Annotated in this window: 22 protein-coding genes; 9 read left to right on the top strand and 13 right to left on the bottom strand. The window is 71.0% G+C overall.

Annotation, left to right across the window (positions count from 1 at the left end):
- Nucleotides 1–5: 5 nt before the first annotated feature.
- From murD to rsmH, 7 genes are all read right to left on the bottom strand, one after another.
- Nucleotides 6–1,439, bottom strand: a complete 1,434-nt coding sequence (gene murD / locus OG504_RS38290) for a UDP-N-acetylmuramoyl-L-alanine--D-glutamate ligase (protein ID WP_405993900.1) — start codon at nt 1,437–1,439, stop codon at nt 6–8.
- Complete coding sequence (gene mraY, locus OG504_RS38285; RefSeq protein ID WP_405993899.1) at nt 1,421–2,494, bottom strand: phospho-N-acetylmuramoyl-pentapeptide-transferase; 1,074 nt, start codon at nt 2,492–2,494, stop codon at nt 1,421–1,423. Before mraY ends, murD begins: the two co-directional genes overlap by 19 nt.
- Complete coding sequence (gene murF / locus OG504_RS38280; protein ID WP_405993898.1) at nt 2,491–3,906, bottom strand: UDP-N-acetylmuramoyl-tripeptide--D-alanyl-D-alanine ligase; 1,416 nt, start codon at nt 3,904–3,906, stop codon at nt 2,491–2,493. The genes mraY and murF overlap by 4 nt, the downstream gene beginning before the upstream one ends.
- 4 nt (nt 3,907–3,910) lie before the next feature.
- Nucleotides 3,911–5,443 carry a UDP-N-acetylmuramoyl-L-alanyl-D-glutamate--2,6-diaminopimelate ligase gene (locus OG504_RS38275; RefSeq protein WP_405996546.1) on the bottom strand — a complete coding sequence of 511 codons (1,533 nt, stop codon included), beginning with the start codon at nt 5,441–5,443 and terminating at the stop codon, nt 3,911–3,913.
- Nucleotides 5,444–5,616: 173 nt separating this feature from the next.
- Nucleotides 5,617–7,404 (bottom strand): penicillin-binding protein 2, encoded by a 1,788-nt coding sequence (locus OG504_RS38270; RefSeq protein WP_033284456.1) that lies wholly within the window; start codon nt 7,402–7,404, stop codon nt 5,617–5,619.
- Between the two features lie 209 nt (nt 7,405–7,613).
- The gene (locus OG504_RS38265) at nt 7,614–8,273 is read right to left on the bottom strand and encodes a septum formation initiator family protein (protein ID WP_405993897.1); all 660 of its coding nucleotides are present in this window, start codon (nt 8,271–8,273) and stop codon (nt 7,614–7,616) included.
- A 98-nt stretch (nt 8,274–8,371) separates the two neighbouring features.
- Nucleotides 8,372–9,331 carry a 16S rRNA (cytosine(1402)-N(4))-methyltransferase RsmH gene (rsmH, locus tag OG504_RS38260; protein ID WP_405993896.1) on the bottom strand — a complete coding sequence of 320 codons (960 nt, stop codon included), beginning with the start codon at nt 9,329–9,331 and terminating at the stop codon, nt 8,372–8,374.
- Between the two features lie 431 nt (nt 9,332–9,762).
- On the opposite strand from rsmH, the gene OG504_RS38255 reads away from it, so the two are divergent.
- The 4 genes from OG504_RS38255 (at nt 9,763) to OG504_RS38240 (ending at nt 15,306) form a co-directional block, all read left to right on the top strand.
- Nucleotides 9,763–10,311, top strand: coding sequence for a beta-class carbonic anhydrase (locus OG504_RS38255; protein ID WP_405993895.1), 549 nt, complete (start codon nt 9,763–9,765; stop codon nt 10,309–10,311).
- 236 nt (nt 10,312–10,547) lie between these two features.
- On the top strand, nt 10,548–11,573 hold the full coding sequence (locus tag OG504_RS38250; RefSeq protein WP_405993894.1) for an AAA family ATPase: 1,026 nt from the start codon (nt 10,548–10,550) through the stop codon (nt 11,571–11,573).
- Nucleotides 11,573–12,928, top strand: coding sequence for a DUF58 domain-containing protein (locus OG504_RS38245; protein ID WP_405993893.1), 1,356 nt, complete (start codon nt 11,573–11,575; stop codon nt 12,926–12,928). The genes OG504_RS38250 and OG504_RS38245 overlap by 1 nt, the downstream gene beginning before the upstream one ends.
- Nucleotides 12,925–15,306, top strand: coding sequence for a DUF3488 and DUF4129 domain-containing transglutaminase family protein (locus OG504_RS38240; protein WP_405993892.1), 2,382 nt, complete (start codon nt 12,925–12,927; stop codon nt 15,304–15,306). The genes OG504_RS38245 and OG504_RS38240 overlap by 4 nt, the downstream gene beginning before the upstream one ends.
- A 119-nt stretch (nt 15,307–15,425) precedes the next feature.
- Here the strand turns inward: OG504_RS38240 and OG504_RS38235 are convergent, their stop codons facing one another.
- From OG504_RS38235 to OG504_RS38225, 3 genes are all read right to left on the bottom strand, one after another.
- The gene (locus OG504_RS38235) at nt 15,426–15,824 is read right to left on the bottom strand and encodes a DUF3040 domain-containing protein (RefSeq protein WP_405993891.1); all 399 of its coding nucleotides are present in this window, start codon (nt 15,822–15,824) and stop codon (nt 15,426–15,428) included.
- Between the two features lie 277 nt (nt 15,825–16,101).
- Nucleotides 16,102–16,872 (bottom strand): methyltransferase, encoded by a 771-nt coding sequence (locus OG504_RS38230; RefSeq protein ID WP_405993890.1) that lies wholly within the window; start codon nt 16,870–16,872, stop codon nt 16,102–16,104.
- A gap of 251 nt (nt 16,873–17,123) precedes the next feature.
- Nucleotides 17,124–17,657, bottom strand: coding sequence for an SAV_6107 family HEPN domain-containing protein (locus OG504_RS38225; protein ID WP_405993889.1), 534 nt, complete (start codon nt 17,655–17,657; stop codon nt 17,124–17,126).
- A gap of 186 nt (nt 17,658–17,843) precedes the next feature.
- On the opposite strand from OG504_RS38225, the gene OG504_RS38220 reads away from it, so the two are divergent.
- From OG504_RS38220 to OG504_RS38200, 5 genes are all read left to right on the top strand, one after another.
- Nucleotides 17,844–18,536 carry an ATP-binding cassette domain-containing protein gene (locus tag OG504_RS38220; RefSeq protein WP_405993888.1) on the top strand — a complete coding sequence of 231 codons (693 nt, stop codon included), beginning with the start codon at nt 17,844–17,846 and terminating at the stop codon, nt 18,534–18,536.
- Nucleotides 18,508–20,592: a YhgE/Pip family protein gene (locus OG504_RS38215; protein WP_405993887.1), complete on the top strand. Its 2,085-nt coding sequence runs from the start codon at nt 18,508–18,510 to the stop codon at nt 20,590–20,592. Before OG504_RS38220 ends, OG504_RS38215 begins: the two co-directional genes overlap by 29 nt.
- Nucleotides 20,593–20,654: 62 nt before the next feature.
- The gene (locus tag OG504_RS38210; RefSeq protein WP_366494024.1) at nt 20,655–21,284 is read left to right on the top strand and encodes a TetR/AcrR family transcriptional regulator; all 630 of its coding nucleotides are present in this window, start codon (nt 20,655–20,657) and stop codon (nt 21,282–21,284) included.
- Nucleotides 21,285–21,669: 385 nt separating this feature from the next.
- The gene (locus OG504_RS38205) at nt 21,670–22,308 is read left to right on the top strand and encodes a DUF4126 domain-containing protein (protein ID WP_405993886.1); all 639 of its coding nucleotides are present in this window, start codon (nt 21,670–21,672) and stop codon (nt 22,306–22,308) included.
- Nucleotides 22,309–22,354: 46 nt separating this feature from the next.
- A complete protein-coding gene (locus OG504_RS38200; RefSeq protein WP_405993885.1) occupies nt 22,355–23,866 on the top strand; it encodes a phytoene desaturase family protein in 1,512 nt (503 codons plus the stop codon).
- 3 nt (nt 23,867–23,869) lie between these two features.
- On the opposite strand, the gene OG504_RS38195 is transcribed toward OG504_RS38200, so the two are convergent.
- From OG504_RS38195 to thiE, 3 genes are all read right to left on the bottom strand, one after another.
- A complete protein-coding gene (locus OG504_RS38195) occupies nt 23,870–24,880 on the bottom strand; it encodes a hypothetical protein (RefSeq protein ID WP_405993884.1) in 1,011 nt (336 codons plus the stop codon).
- 56 nt (nt 24,881–24,936) lie between these two features.
- Entirely contained in the window at nt 24,937–25,860 is a 924-nt protein-coding gene (gene metF, locus OG504_RS38190) for a methylenetetrahydrofolate reductase [NAD(P)H] (RefSeq protein WP_366494020.1), read from the bottom strand.
- Nucleotides 25,861–25,970: 110 nt separating this feature from the next.
- Nucleotides 25,971–26,630, bottom strand: coding sequence for a thiamine phosphate synthase (gene thiE / locus OG504_RS38185; protein WP_405993883.1), 660 nt, complete (start codon nt 26,628–26,630; stop codon nt 25,971–25,973).
- Nucleotides 26,631–26,667: the final 37 nt, after the last annotated feature.

The raw sequence follows: 26,667 nt of genomic DNA, 5'->3' as shown, positions 1-26,667 counted from the left end.
GTCGGTCAGGCGCCGAGTTCGCGAACCGCCGTGGCGAACGCGTCACCGCGCTTGTTGTAGTTGGCGAACATGTCCATGGAGGCGCAGGCCGGGGCGAGCAGCACCGTGTCGCCGGCGGCGGCGAGCCGCTGTGCCTCCTGGACAGCCGCGAGCATCGCCCCAGTGTCGGTCCGGTCGAGGTCGACGACGGGTACTTCCGGCGCGTGTCGCGCGAGGGCTTCGCGGATCAGCGCGCGATCGGCGCCGATCAGCACCACGCCCCGAAGGTGCTTCGCCGACTTGGCGACGAGTTCGTCGAAGGTGGCGCCCTTGGCGAGCCCGCCCGCGATCCACACGATCGACTCGTAGGCCGCCAACGAGGCTTCCGCCGCATGGGTGTTGGTGGCCTTGGAGTCGTCGATGTACGCGACGCCGTCCACATCGGCCACGTGCGCGATGCGGTGCGCGTCGGGCGTGAAGGCCCGCAGCCCGTCCCGTACGGCCTTGGCGGGCACCCCGAAGGCGCGCGCGAGGGCAGCGGCGGCAAGGGCGTTGGCGATGTTGTGCGGGGCGGGCGGATTGACGTCGGAGACCTCCGCCAACTCCTGCGCGTTCTTCTGCCGGTCCTCGACGAAGGCACGGTCCACCAGAATGCCGTCCACGACGCCGAGTTGGGACGGCGCGGGACTTCCGAGGGTGAACCCGATCGCCCGGCAGCCCTCTTCGACATCGGCCTCGCGGACGAGGTCCTCGGTGGCCTTGTCGGCGACGTTGTAGACGCAGGCGACCCGATTGCCTTCGTAGATACGGCCCTTGTCGGCGGCGTACGCCTCCATCGAGCCGTGCCAGTCGAGGTGATCGGGCGCCAGATTCAGTACGGCGGCGGAGTGGGCGCGCAACGAGGGCGCCCAGTGCAGCTGATAGCTCGACAGTTCCACGGCGAGGACGTCGTACTGCTCGTCCCCGAGTACGGCGTCCAGGACCGAGACGCCGATGTTGCCGACCGCCGCCGTGCGCAGGTCCGCCGCCTTCAGGATGGAGGCGAGCATCTGGACGGTGGTGGTCTTGCCGTTGGTGCCCGTGACGGCGAGCCAGGGGGCCGCATCAGGGCCACGCAGACGCCAGGCGAGTTCTACGTCGCCCCAGATCTCCACCCCGGCCGCCCGGGCCGCCGTGAACAGCGGCTTGTCGGGCTGCCAGCCGGGGGTGGTGACGATCAGTTCGGTGGCGTCGGGCAGGGTCGCACCGTCGCCGAGGCGCACGGTGATGCCGAGCGCCTCCAGGTCGGCCGCCTGGGCCCGGGAGCGCTCGTCGGCGCCGTCGTTGACGACCGTGACGAGCGCGCCGAGGCCGTGCAGGACCTTGGCCGCCGGGATGCCGGAGACACCGAGCCCGGCGACGGTGACGTGCTTGCCCGCGAAGGAGAGCCCCTGCCCATCGGTCACTTTTCCGCTGCCCATCCCGCGTAGAAGAGGCCCAGGCCGACGATCACGCAGATGCCCTGGATGATCCAGAAACGGACCACCACGAGCACTTCGGACCAGCCCTTGAGTTCGAAGTGGTGCTGGAGCGGGGCCATGCGGAAGACCCGCTTGCCGGTGAGTTTGAACGAGCCGACCTGGATGACCACCGACATGGTGATGAGGACGAACAGACCACCCATGATGGCGACCAGCAGCTCGGTGCGGGAGAGGATCGCCAGACCCGTCAGCACACCGCCGAGGGCCAGTGAACCGGTGTCCCCCATGAAGATCTTGGCCGGCGAGGTGTTCCACCACAGGAAGCCCAGGCAGGCACCCATCAGCGCGGAGGCGATGACCGCGAGGTCGAGCGGATCGCGCACTTCGTAGCAGGCGTTCGGGTTGGTCAGGGTCGTCGCGTTGGCGCAGGACTCCTGGAACTGCCAGACACCGATGAAGGTATAGGCGCCGAAGACCAGCACGGAGGCGCCGGTGGCGAGGCCGTCCAGACCGTCCGTCAGGTTCACGCCGTTCGACATCGCGAGGATCATGAACAGCGCCCAGATCACGAACAGGATCGGGCCGATCTTCCAGCCGAAGTCCGTGATGAACGACAGCTTCGTCGAGGCCGGGGTGTTGCCGCGGGCGTCCTGGAACTGCAGGGCGAGCACCGCGAAGCTGATGCCGACGATCAGCTGACCGGCCATCTTCGCCTTGGCCCGCAGACCCAGCGAACGGCGCTTGACGATCTTGATGTAGTCGTCGAGGAAGCCGACCAGGCCCATGCCCACCATCAGACCGAGCACCAGCAGACCCGAATAGGTCGGCGTGTAACCGGTGATGACCTTGGACAGGAAGTACGCGGCGACCGTCGCGAAGATGAACGCGATACCGCCCATCGTCGGCGTACCGCGCTTGCTGCCGTGCGTGCGCGGGCCGTCGTCACGGATGTACTGGCCGTAGCCCTTGCGGGCCAGCAGCTTGATCAGCAGCGGGGTGCCCACCAGGGTCAGGAACAGGCCGATGACTCCTGAGAACAGGATCTGCTTCATCATCGGACGGCAACCTCACCCTCGGTACCGGCCTCGACGAGCGCCTGCGCCACGCTCTCCAGACCGACCGAACGGGACGCCTTCACGAGAACGACGTCTCCCGGGCGCAACTCGCTGCGCAACAGGTCGACCGCCGCCTGTGCGTCGGACACGTGCACCGACTCCTCACCCCACGAACCCTCGTTATATGCGCCCAGTTGCAGCCAGGACGCTTCCCTGCCCCCGACCGCGACGAGCTTGCCGACATTGAGCCGGACGGCCAGCCGTCCGACCGCGTCGTGCTCGGCGAGCGCCTCGTCCCCTAGCTCGGCCATCTTGCCGAGCACCGCCCAGGTCCGCCGCCCCTTGCCCATGGCCGCGAGCGCGCGCAAGGCGGCTCGCATGGACTCGGGGTTCGCGTTGTAGGCGTCGTTGACGATGGTCACGCCGTCCGGTCGCTCGGTGACCTCCATCCGCCAGCGGGAGAGGGAGCCCGCCTCGGAGAGCGCGGTGGCGATCTCGTCTGCGGACATGCCCAGCTCATGGGCGACGGCGGCCGCGGCGAGCGCGTTCGACACGTGGTGCTCACCGTACAGGCGCATGGTCACTTCGCTGCACCCGGAGGGTGTGTGAAGGCTGAAGGCGGGCTGTCCGCTGTCCGTGAGTCTCACGTTCTCGGCCCGTACGTCCGCTTCGCCGGACTCTCCGAAAAGGATCACCTTCGCCTTCGTACGGGACGCCATGGCCCGTACGAGCGGATCGTCCGCGTTGAGGACCGCGACGCCGCCGTCCTCAACTGAAGGGAGCGCTTCTACGAGTTCGCCCTTTGCCTGTGCGATCTGCTCCCGGCCGCCGAACTCGCCGATGTGGGCGGTGCCGACGTTGAGGACGAGGCCGATCTGCGGGGGCGTCAGATCCGCGAGGTAGCGGATGTGACCGATGCCGCGGGCGCCCATCTCCAGGACGAGGAACCTCGTCTCGGCGGTGGCGCTCAGCGCGGTCAGCGGCAGCCCGATCTCGTTGTTCAACGATCCCGGCGTGAACACCGTGGGCGCCTTGCGCGCGAGCACCTGGGCGATGAGGTCCTTGGTGCTGGTCTTGCCCGCCGAGCCGGTGAGGGCCACGAGGGTCGCGCCGAGCCGTCGTACGACATGACGGGCGAGGGCGCCCAGGGCGCTCTGGACGTCGTCCACGACGATCGCGGGGACGCCGACCGGGCGGGACGCCAACAGGGCCACCGCGCCCGCCTCGACGACCGCGTCCGCGAAGTCGTGGCCGTCGACGTGCTCGCCGGCGAAGGCGACGAAGAGGCTGCCGGGTTCCACTTCCCTGGAGTCGCGGACCACCGGGCCGGTGACCTGGACGGACGGATCCGGTATGTCGTGCGTCTGCCCGCCGACGACTTCTGCGATCTCGGCGAGGGAGAGGGCGATCACAAGTTCATCCCTGGGTCTTCTGGATAGCTTCGCGAAGCACCTGGCGGTCGTCGAAGGGACGGACCACTCCGGCGATGTCCTGGCCCTGCTCGTGGCCCTTGCCCGCGACCAGCACGGTGTCCCCCGGCTGTGCGCGGGCGACGGCGGCGGCGATGGCTGCGGCCCGGTCCTCGAAGACCTGGACCTCGCCACGCTCGTGCGCGGGCACGGAGGCCGCGCCCTGGAGCATGGTGGCGAGGATCGCGAGGGGGTCCTCGGAGCGGGGGTTGTCGGAGGTCAGTACGGCGGTGTCGGCGAGCCGGGCGACAGCGGCGCCCATGGGCTCACGTTTCGTCTTGTCGCGGTCCCCGCCGCAGCCGAGCACGACGTGCAGCTTGCCGTCGGTGACCTTGCGCAGCGCGCGCAGGACCGATTCGACGGCGTCCGTCTTGTGGGCGTAGTCGACGACCGCGAGATACGGCTGACCGACGTCCACGCGCTCCAGGCGGCCCGGCACCCCCGGCACCGCGGCGATGCCGTCGGCGGCGAGCTGCGGGTCGAGGCCCGCGGTGGCCAGGGCGGCGATCGCGGCGAGGGTGTTGGCCACGTTGAAGGAGCCGGCGAGCGGTGAACGGGCGGTGATCAGCTCGCCCTTGGGGCCGACCGCGGTGAACGTCGAGTCCATCGGGCCGACTTCGACGTCCTCGGCGCGCCAGTCGGCGTCCGGGTGGCCCTCGGCGGAGTAGGTGACCACGGGGACCGTGGCCTCGGCGGCGAGCCTGCGGCCGTACGCGTCGTCGAGGTTGACCACGCCCTGCCGGCTGCGCAGCGGGGTGAACAGCTGCGCCTTGGCCTGGAAGTAGTCCTCCATGCCCGAGTGGAACTCCATGTGTTCCGGGCTGAGGTTGGTGAAGACCGCGATGTCGAAGATGCAGGCGTCGACCCGGCCGAGGACCAGCGCGTGACTGGAGACCTCCATCGCGACCGCGTCGACCCCGCGCTCCAGCATGACCGCGAACAGTGCCTGGAGATCGGTGGCTTCGGGAGTCGTGCGCTCCGACTTGATGCGCTCGTCGCCGATGCGCATCTCGACCGTGCCGATCAGACCGGTGGAGCGGACCGTCTTCAGGCCGCCCTCCACGAGGTACGCGGTGGTGGTCTTGCCGGACGTTCCGGTGATGCCGATCTGGAGCAGATCGCGGCCGGGGTGACCGTAGATGGTCGCCGCCAGCTCGCCCATCTGCCCGCGCGGATCGGCTACGACCAGCACCGGCAGGCCCGTCGCCGCCGCGCGGTCGGCGCCGGCCGGGTCCGTCAGGACGGCTACGGCACCGAGGCCGGCCGCCTGCGTGACGAAGTCGGCACCGTGCAGACGGGCGCCGGGCAGCGCGGCGTACAGGTCGCCGGGGCGGACGGCGCGCGAGTCATGGGTGATGCCCGTGACCCCCTCTGTCGTCGGCGCTGTCGTATTCGGCACAGCGGCGCCCAGTTCGTCGGCGAGTTCCGCGAGGGGTGTGGCGGAGATCTGCGCCGGCCTGGGCGGCCCCGGGTAGGTCACGGATGCGCCCTTCTGGGGGGTTTGGGAGTGGTCGGCGGATGGCACGGCGGTGAGCGTACCGGGCGCACCCGCCCCGGGGCGAAGCGAGGGGGCGGGCCTGCTGTCCTGCTGGCCCTGGTTCCCGGACTGGGAGGTGATCATGGTCACGGATCGGTTCCTGGCTGTTGCGCTGATCAGGGCGTGAAGGTCACGGGCAGATTCGCGGCCTTGGCCCCGGTGGGCGGGACCTGGAGGGTCTTGAGGGCGAACTCCATCACCTGCTTGTAGATCGGTCCGCAGATCTGACCGCCGAAGTAGCTTCCGCTGGTGGCGTTCTGGATCGCGCAGTAGACGGTGATGCGGGGGTTGTCGGCGGGCGCGAACCCGGCGAACGACGAGGTGTAGCCCTTGTACTTGCCGGTGGCCGGATCCACGCGGTTGGCGGTGCCGGTCTTGCCCGCAACCCGGTACCCGGGAATCGCGGCCTTACCGCCCGTGCCCTGCTCGTCGTCCACCACGGACTCCAGCATCTGGGCGAGGGTCTTCGCCGTCTTCGCACTGATGACCCGGGTCTTCTTGGGCGTCGCCGCGGGCGTGAAGCGGCCGTCGGGCCCCTTCGTGCCGCGCACCAGGGTGGGCTCGACGCGGACTCCGCCGTTGGCGACCGTCGAGTAGACGGAGGCCGCCTGGAGGGCGTTGAGGGACATGCCCTGGCCGAAAGGAATCGTGTACTGCTGCGAGGTCGACCACTTGTCGGCGGGCGCGAGGATGCCCTTGGTCTCGCCGGGGAAGTTCAGCCCGCTGTAGCTGCCGATGCCGAACTTGCGCAGATACGAGTACAGGACCTGGTTGGCCTCGGGCTGGGTCTTGCCGAGCTGGCCGGCCGCCTCGATGGTGCCGATGTTGCTGGACTTGGCGAGCACGCCGTTGAGGGTCAGGTTCCAGGTCGCGTGGTCCACGTCGTCCTGGAAGAGCCGGTCCCCGCGGTGCAGCCGGTTCGGCACGACGACATGCGTCAGCGGGGTCGCCGCGTTCTCCTGGAGTACGGCGGCCATCGTCATGACCTTGGCGGTGGAACCGGGCTCGTAGGCGTCCTGGACGGCCGCGTTGCCAAGGGAGGCCGCGTTGGCCTGCGCGAGGTCGTTCGGGTCGAAGCCGGGCGCGTTGGCCATGGCGAGGATCTCGCCGGTGCGGGTGTCCTGCACTATCACGTACCCGCGGTCCGCCTTGGACTTCTTCACCTGCTCGGTGATGGCGTTCTGCGCGGCCCACTGGATGTCGCGGTCGATCGTCAGCTCCACGTCGGACCCGGGCACCGCCGGTGTCTCCGTGGAGCCCGCGGTGGGCACCTGGAGACCGCCGGACTGGGCGTAGCGGACCTTGCCGTCCTTGCCGGTGAGGTCCTTGTTCAGCTGCTGCTCGACCCCGCCGCCGCCCTTGCCGTCGGCGTTGACCCAGCCCAGTATCCCGGCGGCGAGATCGCCGTTCGGGTACACACGCTTGGTGGTGGGGACGGCGAGGACACCGGCGATGACGTTGACCGTGGTCGGGTCGGTCGAGGCCTTGGTGTTCAGCGCGCTCTTCAGGTCCTTGATCTGCTTCCAGACCTGCGGGGTCTGCCGGTTGGCGAGCACTACGTAGCGCAGGTTCTTGTTCGCGGGCCTGAGCTTCTTGACGAGGGAGGCCTGGTCCACGCCGAGGATCGGGGCGAGGAGGGCGGCCGCCTGTTCGGGCCCGTCGTCGATCTTCAGCTGCTTGCGGGTGAACAGCGTCGGGTCGGCGGTGATCGTGTACGCGTCCACGCTGGTCGCGAGCGCCACCCCGGAACGGTCGGTGATCTCACCCCGCTCGGCGGCCAGGACGTAGTCGACGTACCGGTTCTGCGCGGCCTTGGCGGCGTACGCGCTCGCGTCGACCGCCTGCACCTGGAGCAGTCGTACGACGAACGCGATCAGGACGAGGGTCAGCGCGAGGCTGATCATGCGCAGCCGGGGGCGGGGGCTGCCGAGCCTCAGGGAGCGCGGGCCCGCCGGGCGGCCGGCTCCGGCTGAGGGAGGAGGTGAGGCCGGGCGGCGGGCCGGACGGGCACCGGGCCCGGGGCGGCGCCGGGGGGCGTTACCGCCCTCGGGGCGTTCGGGCCTGGCCGGTCCTGGCACTCGGCGGCGCGGCGGTTCCCTGTCGGACACTTCCGTCACCTGCCGGGGGTTGTCGGGGTGGAGGACTGTGCTGTGGATGACTGTGCTGTGGATGACTGCGCGGTGGAGTTATGGGTTGTAGAGGTCTGGGTTGTAGAGGTCTGAGTTGTAGCGGTCTGTGCTGCAGCGGTCTGTACGGGCCGGGTCGCGACCGGGGTGGCCGCGGGGGCCGGTGCCGGTACGGCGGTCGTGGGGCTCGGGCTCGAACTGGGGCTCGGGCCCGGCCTGCTGACGAGTGCTTCGGGTGCGAGGACCGCCGGTGTGCTCACCGTCTTCGCGGCAGCCTGCTCCGGGACACCCTTCACCGTGCCATTGGGGTCGAGGAAGGCGGGGTCCCCGCCGGGCACCATGCCCAGCTCGTGGGCGCGGCGCTGGAGGGCGTCGGGGGCGGAGTAGGCGTCGACGTCCCGCTGGAGGGCCTGTTCCTCGTCGGTGAGGCTCTTCGTCTGCTTCTGGAGGTCGTCCAGCTTGAACTGCCCTTCGCTGAGCGCGGAGTTCAGCACGAGCAGTGCGATCAGGCCGCCGCCGAGAAGCAGCACGACAAGGAGGACGAACGGGGTCCGGGCCGCCTGGATCCCGCCTGTCTGTGCAGGTCCGGTCGGGAAGAGCCGCGCGAGTCGGGCAGCCCTGCCCCTCAGTTCGGGTTTCCTACTCACTCACGCCCCCGAGTTGGTTTTCCAGACCCACCCACACGCGATACGCCCTCACCCCGTGCCCAATCGCCCTCACCCCGTGCCCAATCGACACCCCGTACTCAATCAACGACGTCCTCCCTGATGCGCTGAGCCCCCCGCAGCCGCGCGGGTGCTGCTCGTCGGTTCTCGGCGACCTCTTCCTCGGTGGGAAGTTCGGCACCGCGCGTCAGGAGCTTGAGCCGGGGCTGGTACTGCTCGGGCACGACCGGCAGCCCAGGAGGCGCGGTGTTGGCGGCGCCGGCCGCGAAGACCTGCTTGACCAGACGGTCTTCGAGCGAGTGGTACGACAGGACGGCGATCCGGCCGCCCACGGCAAGGGACTTCACGGCGGCGGGGATCGCGCTCTCCAGGACGGACAGTTCGCCGTTGACCTCGATGCGCAGCGCCTGGAAGGTGCGCTTGGCCGGGTTGCCGCCGGTGCGCTTGGCGGCCTGCGGCAGCGAGTCGCGGATCAGCTCGACGAGCCGCGCGCTGTTGCTGAACGGCTCTTTGTCGCGCTCCCGTACGACCGCGGAGACGATCCGCTTGGCCTGCTTCTCCTCGCCGTACGCCCGCAGGATGCGGACGAGTTCGCCGGGCGCGTAGGTGTTGAGGACCTCGGCGGCGCTGATGCCGGTCGTCTGGTCCATGCGCATGTCGAGGGGCGCGTCCTGCGCGTAGGCGAAGCCGCGGTCGGCCTCGTCGAGCTGCATGGAGGAGACGCCGAGGTCGAACAGGACGCCCTCCACGCGCGGGATGCCCAGGCGGTCGAGCACGTCGGGCAGTTCGTCGTAGACGGCGTGCACGAGGGTGGCCCTGTCCCCGAAGGGGGCGAGGCGCTCGCCGGAGAGGCGCAGGGCCTCCTTGTCGCGGTCGAGGGCGACGAGGCGGGCCTCGGGGAACCGGGTCAGCAGGGCCTCGCTGTGCCCGCCGAGGCCGAGCGTGCAGTCGACGACGACCGCGCCCGGCCGCTCCAGCGCGGGGGCCAACATGTCCAGGCACCGCTGGAGCATCACCGGGACGTGTCGACTCTGGCTCAAGGGGCCCTCTCAGATCCGGCACGGAGCCGTACGCACCGCCGGGTCCCCGCCCGCCGATGAAGAGGAGGCCTGCCGGCGCCGGAAGCGTCAGCCGACCGGGAGCGGGAGGAGGCCGAGCCGTACGTACGCGCCGCGCACGTGTCGTTCAAGCTGGGGGAGAATCCGGAAGGTCGCCGGGGTCTCCGGGAAAAGTCCAGCAGGGAGAGCCTCGCCTCCCGCTTCGCGCAACTTTAGTCCACGCTGTCTCACGGTCAATCAACCGGCCTGCGCGTCGCGGACCCGGGTGCGTGCGAAGCCTCAAAACGGGAAGAATCACCCGGACGGGTGCACCCCCGCCACCCGTGTGGGTTACCTCACAAGAGGACGCAATGACGCTCTTTTTCCCGTCCCGCACCAAGACCGCACCGCCGGTGACCAGTACCGTCATAGGTATGACGACCTCCGCATCCGTACCCACAGAGTCCGAAGGCGCCATAACCGACGGCGGGACCGTGACGGACCGCCTCGTCGAGGCCAACGCGCGGTACGCCGCCGCCTTCACCGATCCCGGCATGGACGCCCGCCCCGTTCTGCAGGTGGCCGTGGTCGCCTGCATGGACGCCCGTCTCGACCTGCACGCCGCGCTCGGTCTGGAACTGGGCGACTGCCACACCATCCGCAACGCGGGCGGTGTGGTCACCGACGACGTGATCCGTTCCCTCACCATCAGCCAGCGGGCGCTCGGCACCCGCAGCGTCGTTCTCATCCACCACACCGGCTGCGGCCTGGAGTCCCTCACCGAGGAGTTCCGGCACGACCTGGAGATGGAGGTCGGCCAGCGCCCCGCCTGGGCCGTGGAGGCCTTCCGGGACGTCGAACAGGACGTACGGCAGTCCATGCAGCGTGTGCGCACCTCGCCGTTCCTGCTGCACACTGATGATGTGCGCGGCTTCGTCTTCGACGTGAAGTCGGGTCTGCTGCGCGAGATCGACCCCGCCTGACGCACCCGCCCGCCCCGAAACTTCGAAAAGTTCGCCTCTCGGACCGCCCAAAAGGTCGTAAGACCCGACAAAGCGAAGGCAGTTGTCCACAGGCGAGTGACACGAACCGGTAACGGCAACAAGAATGCGGGTGTGGCGTCGCGCGGAACTTTTTCCGCGCGGTGTCCGTGTTTCGGGGTGGGCCGGTCTGCAGTGCGTGCGCCGGCCCATGGAAAGAACGGGCCGAGGAGGGCCGGGTGACGACCTATGACGATCGAGCGAGCCTTACAGATCTGACCGCCACTGTGGAGCGAGTCCGCAGTTCGGTGGAAGGAGTGATCGAGGGCAAGCCCGAGGTCGTACGGCTTTCGCTGACCGTGCTGCTCGCCGAGGGACATCTTCTGATCGAGGACGTTCCGGGTGTGGGCAAGACAATGCTGGCCAAGGCGCTGGCGCGGTCGATCGACTGTTCGGTGCGGCGAATCCAGTTCACGCCCGACCTGCTGCCCTCGGACATCACCGGTGTGTCCATCTGGGACCAGCAGCAGCGGGACTTCGAGTTCAAACCGGGCGCGATCTTCGCGCAGATCGTGATCGGCGACGAGATCAACCGCGCCTCGCCGAAGACCCAGTCCGCCCTCCTGGAGTCCATGGAGGAGCGGCAGGTCACCATCGACGGCCAGACCTACGAGCTGCCCAGCCCCTTCATGGTGGTCGCCACGCAGAACCCGGTCGAGATGGAGGGCACCTATCCGCTGCCCGAGGCGCAGCGCGACCGCTTCATGGCCCGGGTCTCCATCGGCTATCCCAGCGCGGAGGCCGAGCTGCAGATGCTGGACATCCACGGCGGGGTCAGCCCCCTGGACGACCTCCAGCCCGTGGCCCACGCGCACGACATCGTCAAGCTGGTCGAGGCGGTCCGCGGCGTCCATGTCGCCGACCCGGTGCGCAGGTACGCGGTGGACCTGGTCTCCGCCACGCGCAACCACCCCGACCTCAGACTCGGCGCCTCCCCGCGCGCGACGCTGCACCTGCTGCGCGCGGCGAAGGCCTCCGCCGCCCTGAGCGGCCGTGAGTACGCGCTGCCGGACGACATCCAGGCGCTCGCGGTCGCCGTCCTGGCACACCGCCTGCTGCCCACCGCGCAGGCCCAGCTGAACCGTCGTACGGCGGAGCAGGTCGTCCAGGAGATCCTCCAGCGCACCCCCGTGCCCGCGGCGCCGGCTCCGCAGAGCGGCCTGGGTCTCGGCGGGTACGGGCAGCAGCAGCCCCGGAGGCTGTGATGACCACCGGGGAGGCGGAGGCCGACCGGGACGAGAAGGGCGGTGTCCGCACGGCCCTGGCCGGGCTGACGACCCGTGGACGTTCCTTCCTGGCCGCCGGTATCGCCGCCGCGGTGTGCGCGTACGTCCTGGGGCAGAGCGATCTGCTCCGGGTCGGGCTGCTGCTGGCGGTGCTGCCGCTGGTCTGCGCGACCGTGCTCTACCGCACCCGCTACCGGGTGGCCGGCAGCCGCCGGCTCTCCCCCGCGCGCGTGCCCGCCGGCAGCGAGGCCCGCGTCCATCTGCGGATGGACAACGTCTCGCGGCTGCCCACGGGCCTGCTGATGCTCCAGGACCGGGTGCCGTACGTGCTCGGTCCGCGTCCCCGCTTCGTCCTGGACCGGGTCGAGGCGGGCGGCCGGCGCGAGGTGTCCTACCGGGTCCGCTCCGACCTGCGCGGCCGCTACCCCCTGGGCCCGCTCCAGCTCCGCCTGACGGACCCCTTCGGGATGTGCGAACTGACCCGCTCCTTCTCGACCTTCGACACCCTCACCGTCATCCCGCGCGTGGAGGCCCTCCCCCCGGTCCGCCTCAGCGGCGAGGCCAAGGGCTACGGCGACGGCCGCAACCGCTCGCTGGCCCTGGCGGGCGAGGACGACGTGATCCCGCGCGGTTACCGCTACGGCGACGACCTGCGCCGCGTGCACTGGCGCTCCACCGCGCGCTACGGCGAGCTGATGGTGCGCCGCGAGGAGCAGCCCCAGCGTGCCCGCTGCACGGTCCTGCTCGACACCCGGGGCATCGCCTTCGCGGGCCAGGGACCGGACTCGGCCTTCGAGTGGGCCGTCTCCGGCGCCGCCTCCGTCCTGGTGCACATGCTGGAACGGGGCTTCTCCGTACGGTTGTTGAGCGACACCGGCAACTCGGTGCCCGGCCAGGACGCCGACGGGTTCGCGGGCGCGAGCCAGGAGTCGGCGGACGCGGCCGGGCTGATGATGGACACCCTCGCGGTGATCGACCACTCGGACGGCTCGGGCCTGTCCCGGGCCTACGACGTCCTGCGCAGCGGGAACGAAGGGCTGCTGGTGGCCTTCTTCGGCGACCTCGACGAGGAACAGGCGGCGGTGGTCGCGCGGATGCGCCAGCGCAGCGGGGGCGCTCTCGCCTTCGTGCTGGACAGCGACGGCTGGGTGCGTGAGTCGACCGATGTCCCCAGTGCCGGGGACGAGCCCGAGGAGCGGCTGCGGCTGCTGCGCGACGCGGGCTGGACCGCTGTGGGCGTGCCACGCGGCGCGTCCCTGACCGATCTGTGGCAACAGGCCGACCGGGAGCGCAACGGCATCACCGCGACCGGCCTCGGGGAGGGATGGGCATGAGCGGGCGCGCACGACTGGCGATCTGCGCCTGGGTGGCCACACTGCTGGCGTCCTGCGCGATGCTGCCCCTGGTCTCCCCGGCGACCTGGATCATCCAGGCCGCCTTCATGCTGGGGATCCAGACCGGCGTGGGCGCGGCGACCCGGCGGGTGCCGCTGGCCCGGCCGCTGACCGTCGCGGCGCAGGCCCTGGTCACGCTGCTGATGCTGACCCTGGTCTTCGCGCACGCGCAGGCCCTCGCCGGGTTCGTCCCGGGTCCCGAGGCCTTCCAGCACTTCGCCGACCTGCTGCAGCAGGGTTCGGACGACGTCTCCCGGTACGCGATCCCGGCACCGCTGCACGACGGCATCCGGCTGATGCTCATCGGCGGTGTCCTGGTGATCGGCCTCGCGGTGGACACGCTCGCGGTCACCTTCCGCAGCGCGGCCCCGGCCGGACTGCCGCTGCTCGCGCTGTACTCGGTCGCCGCCGGGCTGTCCGAGAGCAGTGTCAGCTGGCTGTGGTTCCTGCTGGCCGCCGCCGGCTACCTGATGCTCCTGCTGGCCGAGGGCCGGGACCGGCTCGCCCAGTGGGGCCGCGTCTTCGGTGGGGCACCTCGCACCACCCCGGGCTCGGAGTCCTCGGGCCCGCTCGCCCCGGTCCGCACCGGGCGGCGGATCGGCGCGGTCGCGATGGCCATCGCCCTGCTGCCGCTGCCCACCATCTCCGGCGGCCTGCTGGACGCCGCCGGGACCGGCGTGGGCGCGGGCAACGGAAGCGGCGGCACGATCTCCGCGGTCAACCCGCTGGTCTCACTCCGCGACAGCCTGAACGTGGACGAGAACCGCCAGGTCCTGTCCGTGCGCACCAACACGAACGACATCTCGGACATGTATCTGCGGATCGTGTCCCTGGACGACTTCGACGGCACCACCTGGAAGCCGTCCCAGCGGCACATCCAGGGCGTGCCGAACCAGTTCCCCACCCCGACCGGCCTCGGCGCCGACATCAAGCGCTCGGAGATCCAGACCAAGATCTCGGCCGCGGACTGGTACGCCCAGGACTGGCTGCCGATGCCGTACCCGCCCAGCCATGTGAGCATCGACGGCAGTTGGCGCTACGAGCCCGTGGGCATGACGGTCGTGGGCGACCACGGCCAGAACACGCGGGGCGCGACCTACACGGTCAACAGCCTGGACGTACAGCCGACCGCGGAGCAGCTGGCCTCGGCGCCGGAGCCGTCGGCGACGCTGCGGAACCAGTACACGAAGGTGCCGAAGTCGCTCCCGGCCGTCGTGGCCGACACCGCCCGCAAGGTCACCGCGGGCTCGACCAGTCACTACGAGCAGGCGGTCAAGCTCCAGGACTACTTCGCGGTGAACGGCGGCTTCCAGTACGACACCCAGGTGGACGTCGGCACCGGCCGCGACGCGATCGCGAAGTTCCTGAAGGACAAGCAGGGCTTCTGCGTCCACTTCTCCTTCGCGATGGCGGCGATGGCCCGCACCCTGGGCATCCCGGCCCGGGTCGCGGTGGGCTTCGCCCCGGGCACCCCGGAGGCCAACGGCTCGGTGTCGGTGGGTCTGAAGGACGCGCACGCCTGGCCCGAGCTGTACTTCGAGGGCGTGGGCTGGACCCGCTTCGAGCCGACCCCCAACCGGGGCTCGGTGCCGTCGTACACCCAGTCGACCACGCCCGGCAGCGACGTCCCGGACCCGGCCCTCCCCTCGACCTCGACGAGCACGGCGCCCTCCGCGGCCCCCTCGGCGAGCGAGAGCTGCACGGCCCAGCTGCGGAAGCTGGACGGCTGCGCGAGCCAGGCCCCGGCGATCGCGGCGGGCGGTGACCCGCGCGGCCCCTGGTGGTACGCGCAGATGGTGGCACTGGGTCTGGGCGCGCTCCTGCTGCTGACGATCCCGTTCTCGCCGATGCTGTGGCGGACCCGGATGCGCTCCGTACGGCTGGGCGCGCACGGTCGTACGGAGTCCGAGGCGGCCCTCCACACGCTGGCGGTGTGGGAGGAACTGACCGATACCGCCTGGGACTTCGGGATCTCGCCCGACGAATCGCTGACCCCGCGCAGGGCGGCGGCGCGGATCGTGGAACTCGGGCATCTCGATCCGCCGGCGGCCGCCTCGGTGCACCGGGTGGCGGACGCCGTGGAGCAGGTTCTCTACGCGCCCCGGCCGCAGCTCGCGGCGGGGCTCGCGCAGGACGTGCGGCGGGTGGTCGTCGGGTTCCAGGACACGGCCGGCCGCTCCACGCGGCTGCGCGCACTGGTCGCCCCGCGCTCGACCGTCCGGGTGGTGTGGGCGCTGTCGGCCTGGCGGACGTCGGTGACGACACGGGCGGCGGCGCTGCGGCCGACCCTGCGCAAGCCGTCCGGACAGCAGGGCTAGCGAGCACGGCCCAAGGCACAGCAGGGCATACGGGAGGGGGTGACCACCGGTCCGGTGGTCACCCCCTCACTCGTCTTCGAGGAGCGCCGCGTGTGCTGCTTCCGCGGGGCCGGGTGCTGCTACTGGCCGCCCTGCTGCTCGTCGCGGCGGCGCTGCCAGCGCTGCTCGATACGATCCATCACCGAGCGCCGCTGCCGTCCCTGACTGCGGGCGTGCGGAGCGCCTGCCGCGGGTTGTTCGCCAGGCTTGGGGGCCTTGCGCCAACCGGTCACGGCGAGTACCGCACAGCCCAGCATGACGAGGAATCCCACCACGCTGACCCAAATCTGCTGTGCGACCATTCCTGCCATGAGGAGCGCAATACCTACGAGGAAGCCGGCCACCGCCTGGTAGACCCGTCGCCGGGTGTACGTGCGCAGCCCGCTTCCCTCAAGCGCTGTCGCGAACTTGGGATCTTCGGCGTACAGCGCTCGCTCCATCTGCTCGAGCATTCGCTGCTCGTGCTCCGAGAGCGGCACGGAGTCCTCCTCATCGTGCAGTCGCCGGGGCGACCCGGGGGGTCCCTTCAGGATAGGCAGGGAATCGCCCCCGTGAAACCCGCCCCTCTACGCCAATTGACCAACCGGAATCCGCCATGGCCGTTCCGGCTCGCTGAAGCTTCCATTCCCCAGCGGCCGTCCCGTCATGCCGGGCGGTCTCCCTCGATCATACGGCGCCGGGCCCCCGATCGGGGGGCCTGTGGCGTACTCCATGTGCTGTCGAGCCCCTGATCAGGGGTCCGGCGCGGGAGGCCACTCACGCCTCGCGGGCACCCCGCGTCTCGCCGAGCACATGAAGCTGCGTGGCCACGGAGTGGAACGCCGGGAGCTCGGCCGCCGCGGCCTCCAGCTTCAGCAGCGCGTCCAGGGCGCCGGGCTGGGTGTCCACGAGGACTCCGGGGACCAGGTCGGCGAAGACCCGCACCCCGTGCACGGCACCGACGTCCAGGCCCGCGCCCTCGACGAACGCGGCGAGCTGCTCGGCGGTGAAACGGTGCGGGACGGGATCGGCGTCGCCCCAGCGGCCGTTCGGGTCGTCGAGGGCCTGCCGGGCCTCCTTGAAGTGGCCGGCCAGGGCGCGCGCGAGCACCGCACCGCCGAGCCCGGCGGCGAGCAGGCTGAGGACGCCCTCGGGGCGCAGCGCGGCCACCACCGTGCGGACGCCCTCGGCGGGATCATCCACGTACTCCAGGACGCCGTGGCACAGCACCGCGTCGTAGCCGCCGCGCTCGACCACGTCGAAGAGGCCGTGCGCGTCGCCCTGGACGCCCTGCACGCGGTCGGCGACACCGGCCTCGGCGGCGCGGCGCTCCAACGCGAACAGCGCGTTCGGGCTGGGGTCGACGACGGTGACGCGGTGCCCGAGGCGGGCGACGGGTACCGCGAAGTTGCCGCTGCCGCCTCCGGTGTCGAGGACGTCCAGCACGTCCCGACCCGTGGCCTTGACCCGGCGGTCGAGGGCGTCCTGAAGGACGTCCCAGACCACGGCGGTACGGAGGGAGGCGCGGGGGCGGCTCGGGTCCGACACGGCAGTTGACTCCTCGGCGCGGCACCGCCTGTGCACGGCGGAGCGAACGGTCTGCCTCCCCGGCCCGGGTGCGGGCGGAGGGAAGGCTTCAGGCGCCTTCCACCCTATTGCCTCCGGTGCCGTACCTGGTCATGTGTCTCGCGCGGTGAGCTCCGCTGGTAGAGCGGTGGTGAATCCGCGGGCCGGTGGGGGCTGATCGCGACCACGCGGCGGAGCCGCACATCGATACAGCCTCGCGCCCCTTTGGGGCGCTACTCACCCAGGCGCCGCTCCGGGTCCTGGCGTGGCTGGGGCAGGACCGGCTGGAGGACGAGCATCCGCTCGACCAGGCGCAGGAACATCGCCACGTCGCGGATGAGGTCGTCGGCGTCCCGGCGGGTCGCCGCGCCCTGAATGCCCGCCTCGGCCCGCGCGCGGCGCCGGGCGCCGGAGGCGAACAGGGCGCTCCACTCGGTGAGTTCGGGCGCTATCTCGGGGAGCACTTCCCAGGCGCTGCGGATACGTCCGCGACGCCGGGCCGTGGGCTCCGGCTGGACGCGCGCGGCGAGTACCGCGGCGGCGGTGCGCAGGGCGGCCAAGTGGGCCGTCGCGTAGCGCTCGTTCGACGTCTCGAGGACGGCTGCCTCGTCCAGTCCCGCACGGGCCTGGGCGAGGAGGTCGAGGGCGGCTGGTGGGGCCGTGGCCCGGCGGAGCACGGGGTGCACGTCGCTCGCCGGGCCGGTCAGTGAGGGGGCAGGGCCGGCGGCGCGGCGCCGACGGGCGGCGGCTGCGGACGGATGGGCCATGACGAACCTCCTGTCGTCGTGTGACGGCACGCCCAGTCAGGTAGTGCCGTATGTGCCCATCGTGAGGTATGGCACTGACAATCCGTTCTGACCTGCGCTTTTGCTTCGATCGAAGGTTCGGGTTACTTTTTGCACTGACCAGTCAGTTCAAAAAGCTCGACTCAAAAGGGCAGGGGGCGGGGAACCGTGGGTGGGGTCGGTGTCACGGCCGAGGACTTCGGGGTCGAGGGGCCGCGCGGCTGGGCGTTCCGGGGGATCTCCCTGGGCGCCGGGCCCGGCTCGCTGATCGCCGTGGAGGGGCCGTCCGGGTCCGGGCGCACGAGCCTGCTGCTCGCGCTGACCGGGCGGATGAAGGCGTCCGAAGGGACCGCCGCCGTGGGCGAGTTGACGCTCCCGAAGCAGTCGGCGGCCGTACGCAGGGTCAGCGCGCTGGCCAATGTCGCCGGGGTCACCGACCTCGAACCGGCACTGACCGTGGGCGAGCATCTGCGCGAACGGGCGCTGCTGCAACGGCGGTTCGGGGACTCGGTGCGCGGATTGCTGCGCCCGCGTTCCGAGCGGGCCGTCGAGGCGGGGCTGCGGATCGAGCGGGCACTGACCGCCGCCGGGCTCGACCGCGAGGCGCTGCCCAAGGGCGCCCGGACCGCCGTACGGGATCTGGAACGGCCGCAGGAGCTGCGGCTGTCCATCGCGCTGGCGCTGATCGGACGGCCCGCACTGCTCGGGGTGGACGACGTCGACCTCAAGCTCTCGGATTCCGAACGGGCGGAGATCTGGGACTTGTTGAGGTCGCTCGCCGATTCCGGGACGACTGTCGTAGCGGTGTCCACCGAGGGGACGGAGAAGGCCGATGCACGCGCCACGACTGGCCGCGCTTGAGCTCAAGCGCTTCGGCAGGGGGAAGCTGCCGCGCGCCGCGCTCGTCGCCCTCCTGCTGCTGCCGCTGCTCTACGGAGCCCTGTACCTGTGGTCCTTCTGGGACCCGTACGGCCGCCTGGACCGCATCCCCGTCGCGCTCGTCAACGACGACAAGGGGGCGAGTGCCGACGGGAAGAAGGTCAGCGCGGGCGACGACATCACCAAGGGGCTGCGCAACAGCGGGACGTTCGACTGGCACGAGGTGAGTGCGGCCACCGCGCGGAAGGGTGTCGAGGACGGCACGTACTACTTGTCGCTGACCATGCCGGCCGACTTCAGTGAGCGCGTGACCTCCAGTGCGGGCGACTCCCCGGAGACGGGCGCGCTCCAGGTGCGCACGAACGACGCGAACAACTACATCGTCGGGCAGATCTCCCGGACGGTGTTCAGCGAGGTGCGGACGGCCGCGTCCACCAAGGCCTCGCGGACCTTCCTGGACCGGATCTTCGTCTCGTTCTCCGACATCCACGGTCAGACCGTGAAGGCGGCCGACGGCGCTGACAAGCTCAAGGGCGGCATCGGGACGGCCGAGGCGGGCTCCAAGGATCTCGCCGACGGCCTGAAGGACGCCAAGAAGGGCAGCGGCAAGCTCTCCAAAGGTCTGAAGAAGCTCGACACGGGCGCGGGCACCCTGGCGGACGGCTCGGCGCAGGTGGCGGCCGGGACGCAGACCCTCGCGGACACGGTCAACGGGGTCGCCGACAAGGTAGGACCATTCCTCAAGGACAACGAGAAGACCATCGGGGACACCGCCCAACTGGTCGCCGATTCCGCCAAGTCGATCCGCGCCAACCTCGACGTCCTGGTGAAGACGGCCCCGGTCGCCGCCAAGGGCGCGCACGCGGCCTCGGACACTCTGGACGAGGTCTACAAGGCACGCTGCGAAAACGTCGTCCTGAAGGATGACGCCTGCCCCGACCTGAAGAAGGCCGCTACGGCCGCCTCCGACGTGGCCAAGGTCGCCGACGACGTCAACAGCCTGGTCGTCGACCAGCACGGCGACCTGAAGAAGCTCGACGCCAACCTGGCCACGCTCCAGACGCAGGCCCAGGCGCTCGCCGACCACGCCCCGCACCTCTCCGAGGACCTCGACGACGCGGTGGCCAAGGTCGACAAGCTGAACGACGGTGCCTCGAAGGTCGCCGCGGGCGCCAAGACCCTGCACGCCGGGCTCGGCACGGCCAGCACCGGCGCCACCGACCTGGACACCGGCGTCGGCAAGCTGAAGACCGGCGCCGTGGACCTCAGCGGCGGCCTGTACAAGCTCGTCGACGGCTCCGGGAAGCTCGCCGGCGGTCTGCACGACGGCGCCGCGCAGATCCCGGACTACGACAAGCAGGACCGCGACCAGCGCACCGGAGTCATGGCCGACCCGGTCCACCTGGCCACCCAGGACCTGCACAAGGCGCCCAACTACGGCACCGGATTCGCCCCGTACTTCATCCCGCTGTCCCTGTGGGTGGGCGCGATGGTGGCCTACATGCTGATCGCGCCCATGAACCGGCGCGCGCTCGCCGCCGGTGCCTCGGCCTGGCGGATCGCGCTCGCGGGCTGGCTGCCGGTGGTCGCGGTCGGGGTGCTCCAGACTGTGGCCCTGATGGCCGTACTGCACTGGGCGATCGGCCTGGAGATGGTGCGGGCGGCCGGCACGGTCGGCTTCCTGTTCCTGGTGACGGCATGCTTCGCTGCCATCGTGCAGTGGCTGAACGCACGCTTCGGAGCGGCGGGCCGGATCCTCGTACTCGCCCTGCTGATGCTCCAGTTGACGTCGGCGGGCGGCACCTACCCGGTGCAGACGAGCCCCGGCTTCTTCAACGCGATCCACCCCTTCCTGCCGATGAGTTACGTCGTCGAGGCCCTACGGAGGCTCATCACGGGCGGTGGCCTCGGACCCGTGTGGCACGCGTGCGTGGTGCTCGCCGCCTTCACCGCGGGTGCCCTCGCGCTGACCGCACTGTCGGCCCGCCGCCGCCAGGTGTGGACGCTGGACCGGCTGCACCCGGAGCTGAGCCTGTGAGCGCGCGCGGGACCTCGGCACCCGTGCCCGCGGCCGGGACCGGGCCTGTGACAATCAGGCCCATGGAAAGCAGCAACACCCCGTCGGGCGGCAGCACGCGCCGCGAGGCCACCCGGCAGAAGCTCTACGAGGCGGCCGTCACGCTCATCGCCGAACAGGGCTTCTCCGCCACCACGGTGGACGAGATCGCCGAGCGTGCCGGGGTCGCGAAGGGCACCGTCTACTACAACTTCGCCAGCAAGTCCGTCCTCTTCGAGGAGCTGCTGCGGCACGGCGTGGGCCTCCTCACCGCCTCGCTGCGGGAGGCGGCCGAGCAGACCGCGCGGGACGGCGGCAGCAAGGTGGACGCCCTGGACGCGATGGTCCGCGCGGGCCTCGTCTTCATCGCCCGCTACCCGTCCTTCACCCAGCTCTACGTGGCCGAGTTGTGGCGCACCAACCGCGCCTGGCAGCCCACGCTCATGGTGGTACGGCAGCAGGTGAACGCGGCGATCGAGGACGTGCTGCACGCGGGCGTGGCCAATGGTGAGTTCAGCCCTGAGATCGATGTCCGGCTGACCGCGGCCGCGCTGATCGGCATGGTCGTGGTGGCCGCCCTGGACTGGCAGTCGTTCCAGCCGGAGCGCTCCCTGGACGACGTCCACGCGGCGCTGTCCCGGCTGCTCCAGGGGCGGGTCAGCGGCGGCCGCTGACAATCAGGTCACAAGACGACAGGTCACAAGCAGAAGCGCCGGTCCGTTGTGGCCGCGTCCCCCGCGGGCCACCCCGAACCGGCGCCTCCTTGTGCTCCCCCGTACGTTCCCCCTGTCGGAACCCCCGTTGGTCAGTCCCAGGGTTCCCCCGTGCCTCGCTTCCGCCGAAGGTTCGGCGGAAGGAGCGGCCAAGGGCGCGGGCCCCGTTCCGCCGCCCCGTGTCGGCGGTTCCGGAGCCGCGCCCCTTTCCGTGCCCCTACTCTCTCGTTCGCGCAGGTCGCGCCCCCATCCGCGCGCGTACTCAACTCACTCTCTAGGTACGGATACTCAGTCGTACGCACTCAGGCCCAGGACGTCATGTTGCCGAGTGGTTACTATCGCCTCCGTGTCCGTACTCCCCCTGGTCTTCACCAGCGGCTGGGCCAGCGGCGTCAACGCGTACGCGGTGGTGCTGCTGCTCGGGATCTTCGGCGCGACCGGAGTGACCGACGCGGTCCCCGAGTCGCTGCAACGCCCTGAGGTCCTCATCACAGCGGGCGTCCTGTTCCTGTGCGAGGCCGTCGCCGACAAGATCCCCTACGTCGACTCCCTCTGGGACTCCGTGCACACGGTGATCCGGCCGGCCGCCGGGGCCTGGGTCGGGGCGGTGCTCGCAGGGCACAGCGGTTCGATGAACGATGTGGTGGCGGGCCTGATCGGCGGTTCGTCGGCACTGGCCAGCCATACCGTCAAGGCCGGGACGCGGATGGCGATCAACACCTCGCCCGAGCCGTTCAGCAACGTGATCATGAGCTTCGCGGAGGATCTCGGGGTCGGCGGGATCGTCTCGTTCGCGATGTTCCATCCCCAGGCGGCGGCGATCATCGCGGCCGTACTGCTGGTGGCCGGGCTCACGGTCCTGTTCTTCCTGGTCTCGCGGATCCGGCGCTACCTGCGGCGCAGAGCCCAGCGCCGGGAGGAGAAACGGCTCACCGCCCAGGTGGGACATCCGCCAGGACGGCCACCGGACCAGGATCCCTGGTGACCGCCCGCGGCCGTGACTGTCAGTGGCGGCCGATAAAGTCGCGGGCATGGCACGGATTGCGGTGATCGGCGCCGGCATGGGCGCGATGGCGGCCGCTGCCCGGCTGGCCGTCGCGGGCCACCGGGTGGCGGTGTACGAGCGTACGGAGACGTACGGCGGTGCGGTGCGCCGTTTCGAGCGGGACGGGTTCTCCTTCGACACCGGCCCCGGCCTGCTGCCCGTGCCCGCGGTCTACCGCGACCTGTTCATCAAGACCGGCAAGCAGCCGCTGGAGGACCTGGTCGAGCTGGTCCAGGTCGACCCGTCGTCCCGGCACGTCTTCGCGGACGGCACGGAGGTGTCGTTGCCGAACGCCTCCCGCGCGGGTGTCGTCACGGCCCTGGACGAGGCCCTGGGCGGCGGCGCGGGGCAGCGCTGGGGCGACTTCCTGATCCGGGCCCGCGAGGCCTGGGACCGCACCCGCAGGCCCCTCCTGGAGGAGCCCCTGTGGACGGACTGGTCGGTGCTGGCCGACCAGGAGCCGTATCCGGCGGTCCCGCACAAGAAGCTGCTGCGCACCCGGCGCGCGAGCACCCTCGCCGAGATCGGCGCCTGGGAGCTGCGCGACGAGCGCCTGACGGCCCTCCTGGAGAGCCACGCGCTCGCGTACGGCCTCGAACCCCGCACCGCACCGGCGAGCGCGGCCGTGCTGCCGTACATGGAGCACGCCTTCGGCACCTGGTATGTGCGGGGCGGCATACGGGAGTTGGCGCGCGCGGTGTACGAGCGGTGCGTGGCGAGGAGGGTCGAGTTCGTCTTCGGCGCCGAGGTCGTCCGGGTGCTGGAGAAGGACGGGCGGGCGGCCGGAGTCGAGCTTGCCGACGGCACTCTGGCCGACGCGGACCATGTCGTGGCGGACGTGGACCCCGCGCGGCTGCGGGCCCTGACGGAGCGTCCGCTGGACGAGGACGGCGATGTGCGGGCCGACGCGGACTCGTCCCGGCCGGTGCGGTGCACGCTGCTGCTGGCTCTGCGCGGCCCGCGCGAGGACGGGACCGTTCACCGGACGGTGGTCCATGCCCCGGACCGCGAGGCCGAGTTGGACCTCCTGGCGTCTCCCGGCGGCGACGAGCCCCGCTGCCCCACGGTGACGGTGCTGCGCCCCGACGACCCCGCGCTCCGGCCGGACGGTGACCACGAGTCCGCGGTGGTGTCCGCCGTGCTGTCCGGCGAGGCCGGCTGGGACGACGAGACCACGGTCCGGCGGTACACGGACTTCCTCCTCGAAGCCGCCGGACGGGCCGTACCGGATCTGCGGGAGCGCCTGTTGTGGCACGAGGTGCGTACCCCGCAGCACACGGAGGGTGAGACGGGCGCCCGCTTCGGCGCCGTGCCCGCGCCCTCGCTCGCCGCCGGGCGGGGCCGTTTCCTGCACCCGGCGAACGCCACGCGTGTGCCCGGGCTCTACCGGGTCGGCGGCTGGTCCCACCCCGGCGGCGGGCTTCCGCACGCCGGGATGTCGGGGGCGCTGGTCGCCGGACTGATCGTGGAAGGACCCCGGTTCAGGGGGTCTCAGTAGGCTTCAGAAACGGTACTGCTCGTCGTAGCCGGGGCCCGACTGCGGCTGCTGCTGCGGCTGTTGCTGGCCGTCGCCCTGGTAGGGGTACTGCTGCTGCTCCGGCGGCATCTCGCCGCCGTAGGTCTCGTCGTTGCGCTGCTGCGGGACCCACACCCCGCCGGCCGGGGTCTCGCCGCCGTAGCCGCCGTTGCCGTACTGGTCCTGCGTGTAGCCCTGTTGGGGATACTGCTGCTGGCCGTCGTAGCCCGTGTCGTAACCCGTGCCGCCGTAGGTCTGGGTGCCGATGTACGGGTCCGAGTAGGCCGCGTACTGCTGCTGGCCGGTCGTGTCGTAGCCGTACTGCTGCTGGTCGTAGCCCGCGTAGTTGTTGTCGTAGCCGTAGTTCTGGTCGGCCGCCGCCGCGTAGGCCTGGTCCTGGGTCTGGCCCGCGGCCGCCGCAGCGTACGCCTGGTCGGTGCCCTCGTAGTTGGGGTCCATGGCGTTCGCGTACGCGGTGGCGTTGTACACGCCGTAGGAACCGGTGTCGTCCGGGAGGGGCTGCGGCTCGTAGACCGAGGTGGTCTCGGCAGCCGTGGGGGCGACGGGGCGGTTCGGGGTGAACACGTCGTCGCGGTCGTAGTCGTCGTCCTGGCCGTAGGCGGCCTTGTCCTGGCCGTACTCCTGGAAGCCGCTCTCCGCCCCTTCGAGGCCGGAGGCGTCCAGGTTCGGGTCCTGCTCGTCGGGCTCGCCGCGGCGGCGCTTGAGGCCGCCCACGCCCGGTCGGCCGGAGACCGCCCAGCCGGCTTCGAAGCCGCGGCGGAACGACAGCGTGACGTAGGTCTGGCCGACCGCGAAGGCCACGGCGCCCAGGCCGATCACGACGACGGAGGGAATCAGCACTCCGAGGACGACGCCCAGGAAGCCGACGAAAGCGAGCAGCCGCCAGCGCAGGCGTGCCTTGTACTGCAGCAGCACCTCACCGAGCAACCACAGTGCGACGACGCCGAACGCGATGTAGAGGACCGTCCAGCCCATGTACGCCCCTCTCCCAGTGGCCGCTACGCAGTGTGTCCTATTCCGGAGCGACCGGTCTAGGCCCGCGGTGGGTGGTGCAGGCCCAAGTTCTCGTAGATTTCAAGTGACGCCGTGGAGCTGTTGAGCGTGATGAAGTGAAGTCCGGGGACTCCCTCGGCCAGCAGCCGGGCGCAGAACTCGGTGGCGAACTCGATTCCGATCGAGCGTACAGCGGCCGGATCGTCTTTGGCTGTGAGGATTCGCTCTTTCAGAGCGGCCGGGATGTCCGCGTTGCTGAGCTGCGGCAACCGCTCCAGCATCCGCACGCTGGTCACCGGCATGACCTCGGGGATGACCGGGGTCGCGCAGCCCGCGGCCCCGACACGGTCGCGCAGCCGCAGATACGACTCGGGTTCGAAGAACATCTGGGTGATCGCGTAGTCGGCGCCGGCCCGGCACTTGTCGACGAAGTGCGCGACGTCCGTGTCCCAGTCCGGGGAGCGCGGGTGCATCTCCGGGAAGGCGGCGACGCCGACGCAGAAATCGCCCGACTCCTTGATGAGCCGCACCAGTTCGGCCGCGTACGTCAGCCCCTGCGGGTGCGCCACCCAGTCGGCCATGGGGTCGCCGGGCGGGTCGCCGCGCACGGCGAGGATGTTGCGGATCCCTGCGTCGGCGTACTGGCCGATGATGTTGCGCAGTTCGGCGACGGAGTGGTTGACCGCGGTGAGGTGGGCGACCGGGGTGAGCGTGGTGTCGGCGACGATCTGCTCGGTCTCCCTGACGGTGCCCGCGCGCGTGGAGCCGCCGGCGCCGTAGGTCACCGAGACGAAGTCGGGGGCGACCGCCTCGACCCGCCGCAACGCGCTCCACAGGTTCCGCTCGCCCTTGGGGGTCTTCGGCGCGGAGAACTCGAACGAGTACGTCGCTTTGCCGGTCGCGAGCATGTCCCGCACGGTCCGTGCGCGATCGGTCCTGGTCGATGCGGTTCCGAAGGCCATACCCGCAGGTTAGTCAGGGGGCGGCGGTCACCCAACCGGAAGTGGAAATTTGCCTGGTTTGTCGCCCTCTTGTCCACCCATCGGACAACAGCGCGACCCCGGGACGCCCGTCAGAGCTGCCGCAGCCGCTTGGCGAACTCCGCCGCCGCCGCGCCCGGGTCGTCGGCCTCGGTGATCGCCCGTACGACGACGACGCGCCGGGCGCCCGCTTCGAGGACCTCGTCGAGGTTGCCCAGGTCGATGCCGCCGATGGCGAACCAGGGGCGGGCGGTGCCCAGGGCGGCCGTGTACCGGACCAGGTCGAGGCCGGGGGCGTGGCGGCCGGGCTTGGTGGGGGTGGGCCAGCATGGGCCCGTGCAGAAGTAGTCCACGCCCTCCTGGACGGCTGCCGCGGCCGCTTCGGACTCGGCGTGCGTGGAGCGGCCGATCAGGACGTCCTCGCCGAGGATCGCGCGGGCCGCGGGGACCGGGAGGTCACCCTGGCCCAGGTGCAGGATGTCGGCGCCGGCGGCGTGGGCGACGTCCGCGCGGTCGTTGACCGCGAGGAGTCTGCCGTGCCGGGCGCAGGCGTCGGCGAACACCTGGAGATGCTCCAGCTCCTCGGCGGCCTCCATGCCCTTGTCGCGCAGCTGCACGATGTCGACCCCGCCGGCCAGGACCGCGTCCAGGAACTCCGCGAGGTCGCCCTGGCGCCGGCGGGCGTCCGTGCAGAGGTAGACCCGGGCGTCGGCGAGTTCCGCGCGGGCGGCGGCTGCGGCGGTGTCGGGCATGGATGTGTCCCCCGTTGTCCTGCTGGTCGTGTGGTGG

The organism is Streptomyces sp. NBC_00986, assembly GCF_045162565.1.
Lineage (GTDB): Bacteria > Actinomycetota > Actinomycetes > Streptomycetales > Streptomycetaceae > Streptomyces.
Note: the sequence above shows the minus strand (reverse complement) of the source record. Positions and strands in the feature narration are given on the sequence as shown.

What these genes read in the sequence shown, in the direction of transcription:
- OG504_RS38245 (WP_405993893.1), top strand. Translation starts at nt 11,573, where the DNA reads ATGACCACCGGGGAGGCGGAGGCCGACCGGGACGAGAAGGGCGGTGTC.
- OG504_RS38200 (WP_405993885.1), top strand. Translation starts at nt 22,355, where the DNA reads ATGGCACGGATTGCGGTGATCGGCGCCGGCATGGGCGCGATGGCGGCC.
- OG504_RS38270 (WP_033284456.1), bottom strand. Translation starts at nt 7,404, where the DNA reads ATGATCAGCCTCGCGCTGACCCTCGTCCTGATCGCGTTCGTCGTACGA.
- mraY (WP_405993899.1), bottom strand. Translation starts at nt 2,494, where the DNA reads ATGATGAAGCAGATCCTGTTCTCAGGAGTCATCGGCCTGTTCCTGACC.
- thiE (WP_405993883.1), bottom strand. Translation starts at nt 26,630, where the DNA reads ATGCCCGACACCGCCGCAGCCGCCGCCCGCGCGGAACTCGCCGACGCC.
- OG504_RS38215 (WP_405993887.1), top strand. Translation starts at nt 18,508, where the DNA reads ATGCACGCGCCACGACTGGCCGCGCTTGAGCTCAAGCGCTTCGGCAGG.
- OG504_RS38210 (WP_366494024.1), top strand. Translation starts at nt 20,655, where the DNA reads ATGGAAAGCAGCAACACCCCGTCGGGCGGCAGCACGCGCCGCGAGGCC.
- OG504_RS38195 (WP_405993884.1), bottom strand. Translation starts at nt 24,880, where the DNA reads ATGGGCTGGACGGTCCTCTACATCGCGTTCGGCGTCGTCGCACTGTGG.
- metF (WP_366494020.1), bottom strand. Translation starts at nt 25,860, where the DNA reads ATGGCCTTCGGAACCGCATCGACCAGGACCGATCGCGCACGGACCGTG.
- OG504_RS38255 (WP_405993895.1), top strand. Translation starts at nt 9,763, where the DNA reads ATGACGACCTCCGCATCCGTACCCACAGAGTCCGAAGGCGCCATAACC.
- OG504_RS38240 (WP_405993892.1), top strand. Translation starts at nt 12,925, where the DNA reads ATGAGCGGGCGCGCACGACTGGCGATCTGCGCCTGGGTGGCCACACTG.
- murD (WP_405993900.1), bottom strand. Translation starts at nt 1,439, where the DNA reads ATGGGCAGCGGAAAAGTGACCGATGGGCAGGGGCTCTCCTTCGCGGGC.
- OG504_RS38225 (WP_405993889.1), bottom strand. Translation starts at nt 17,657, where the DNA reads ATGGCCCATCCGTCCGCAGCCGCCGCCCGTCGGCGCCGCGCCGCCGGC.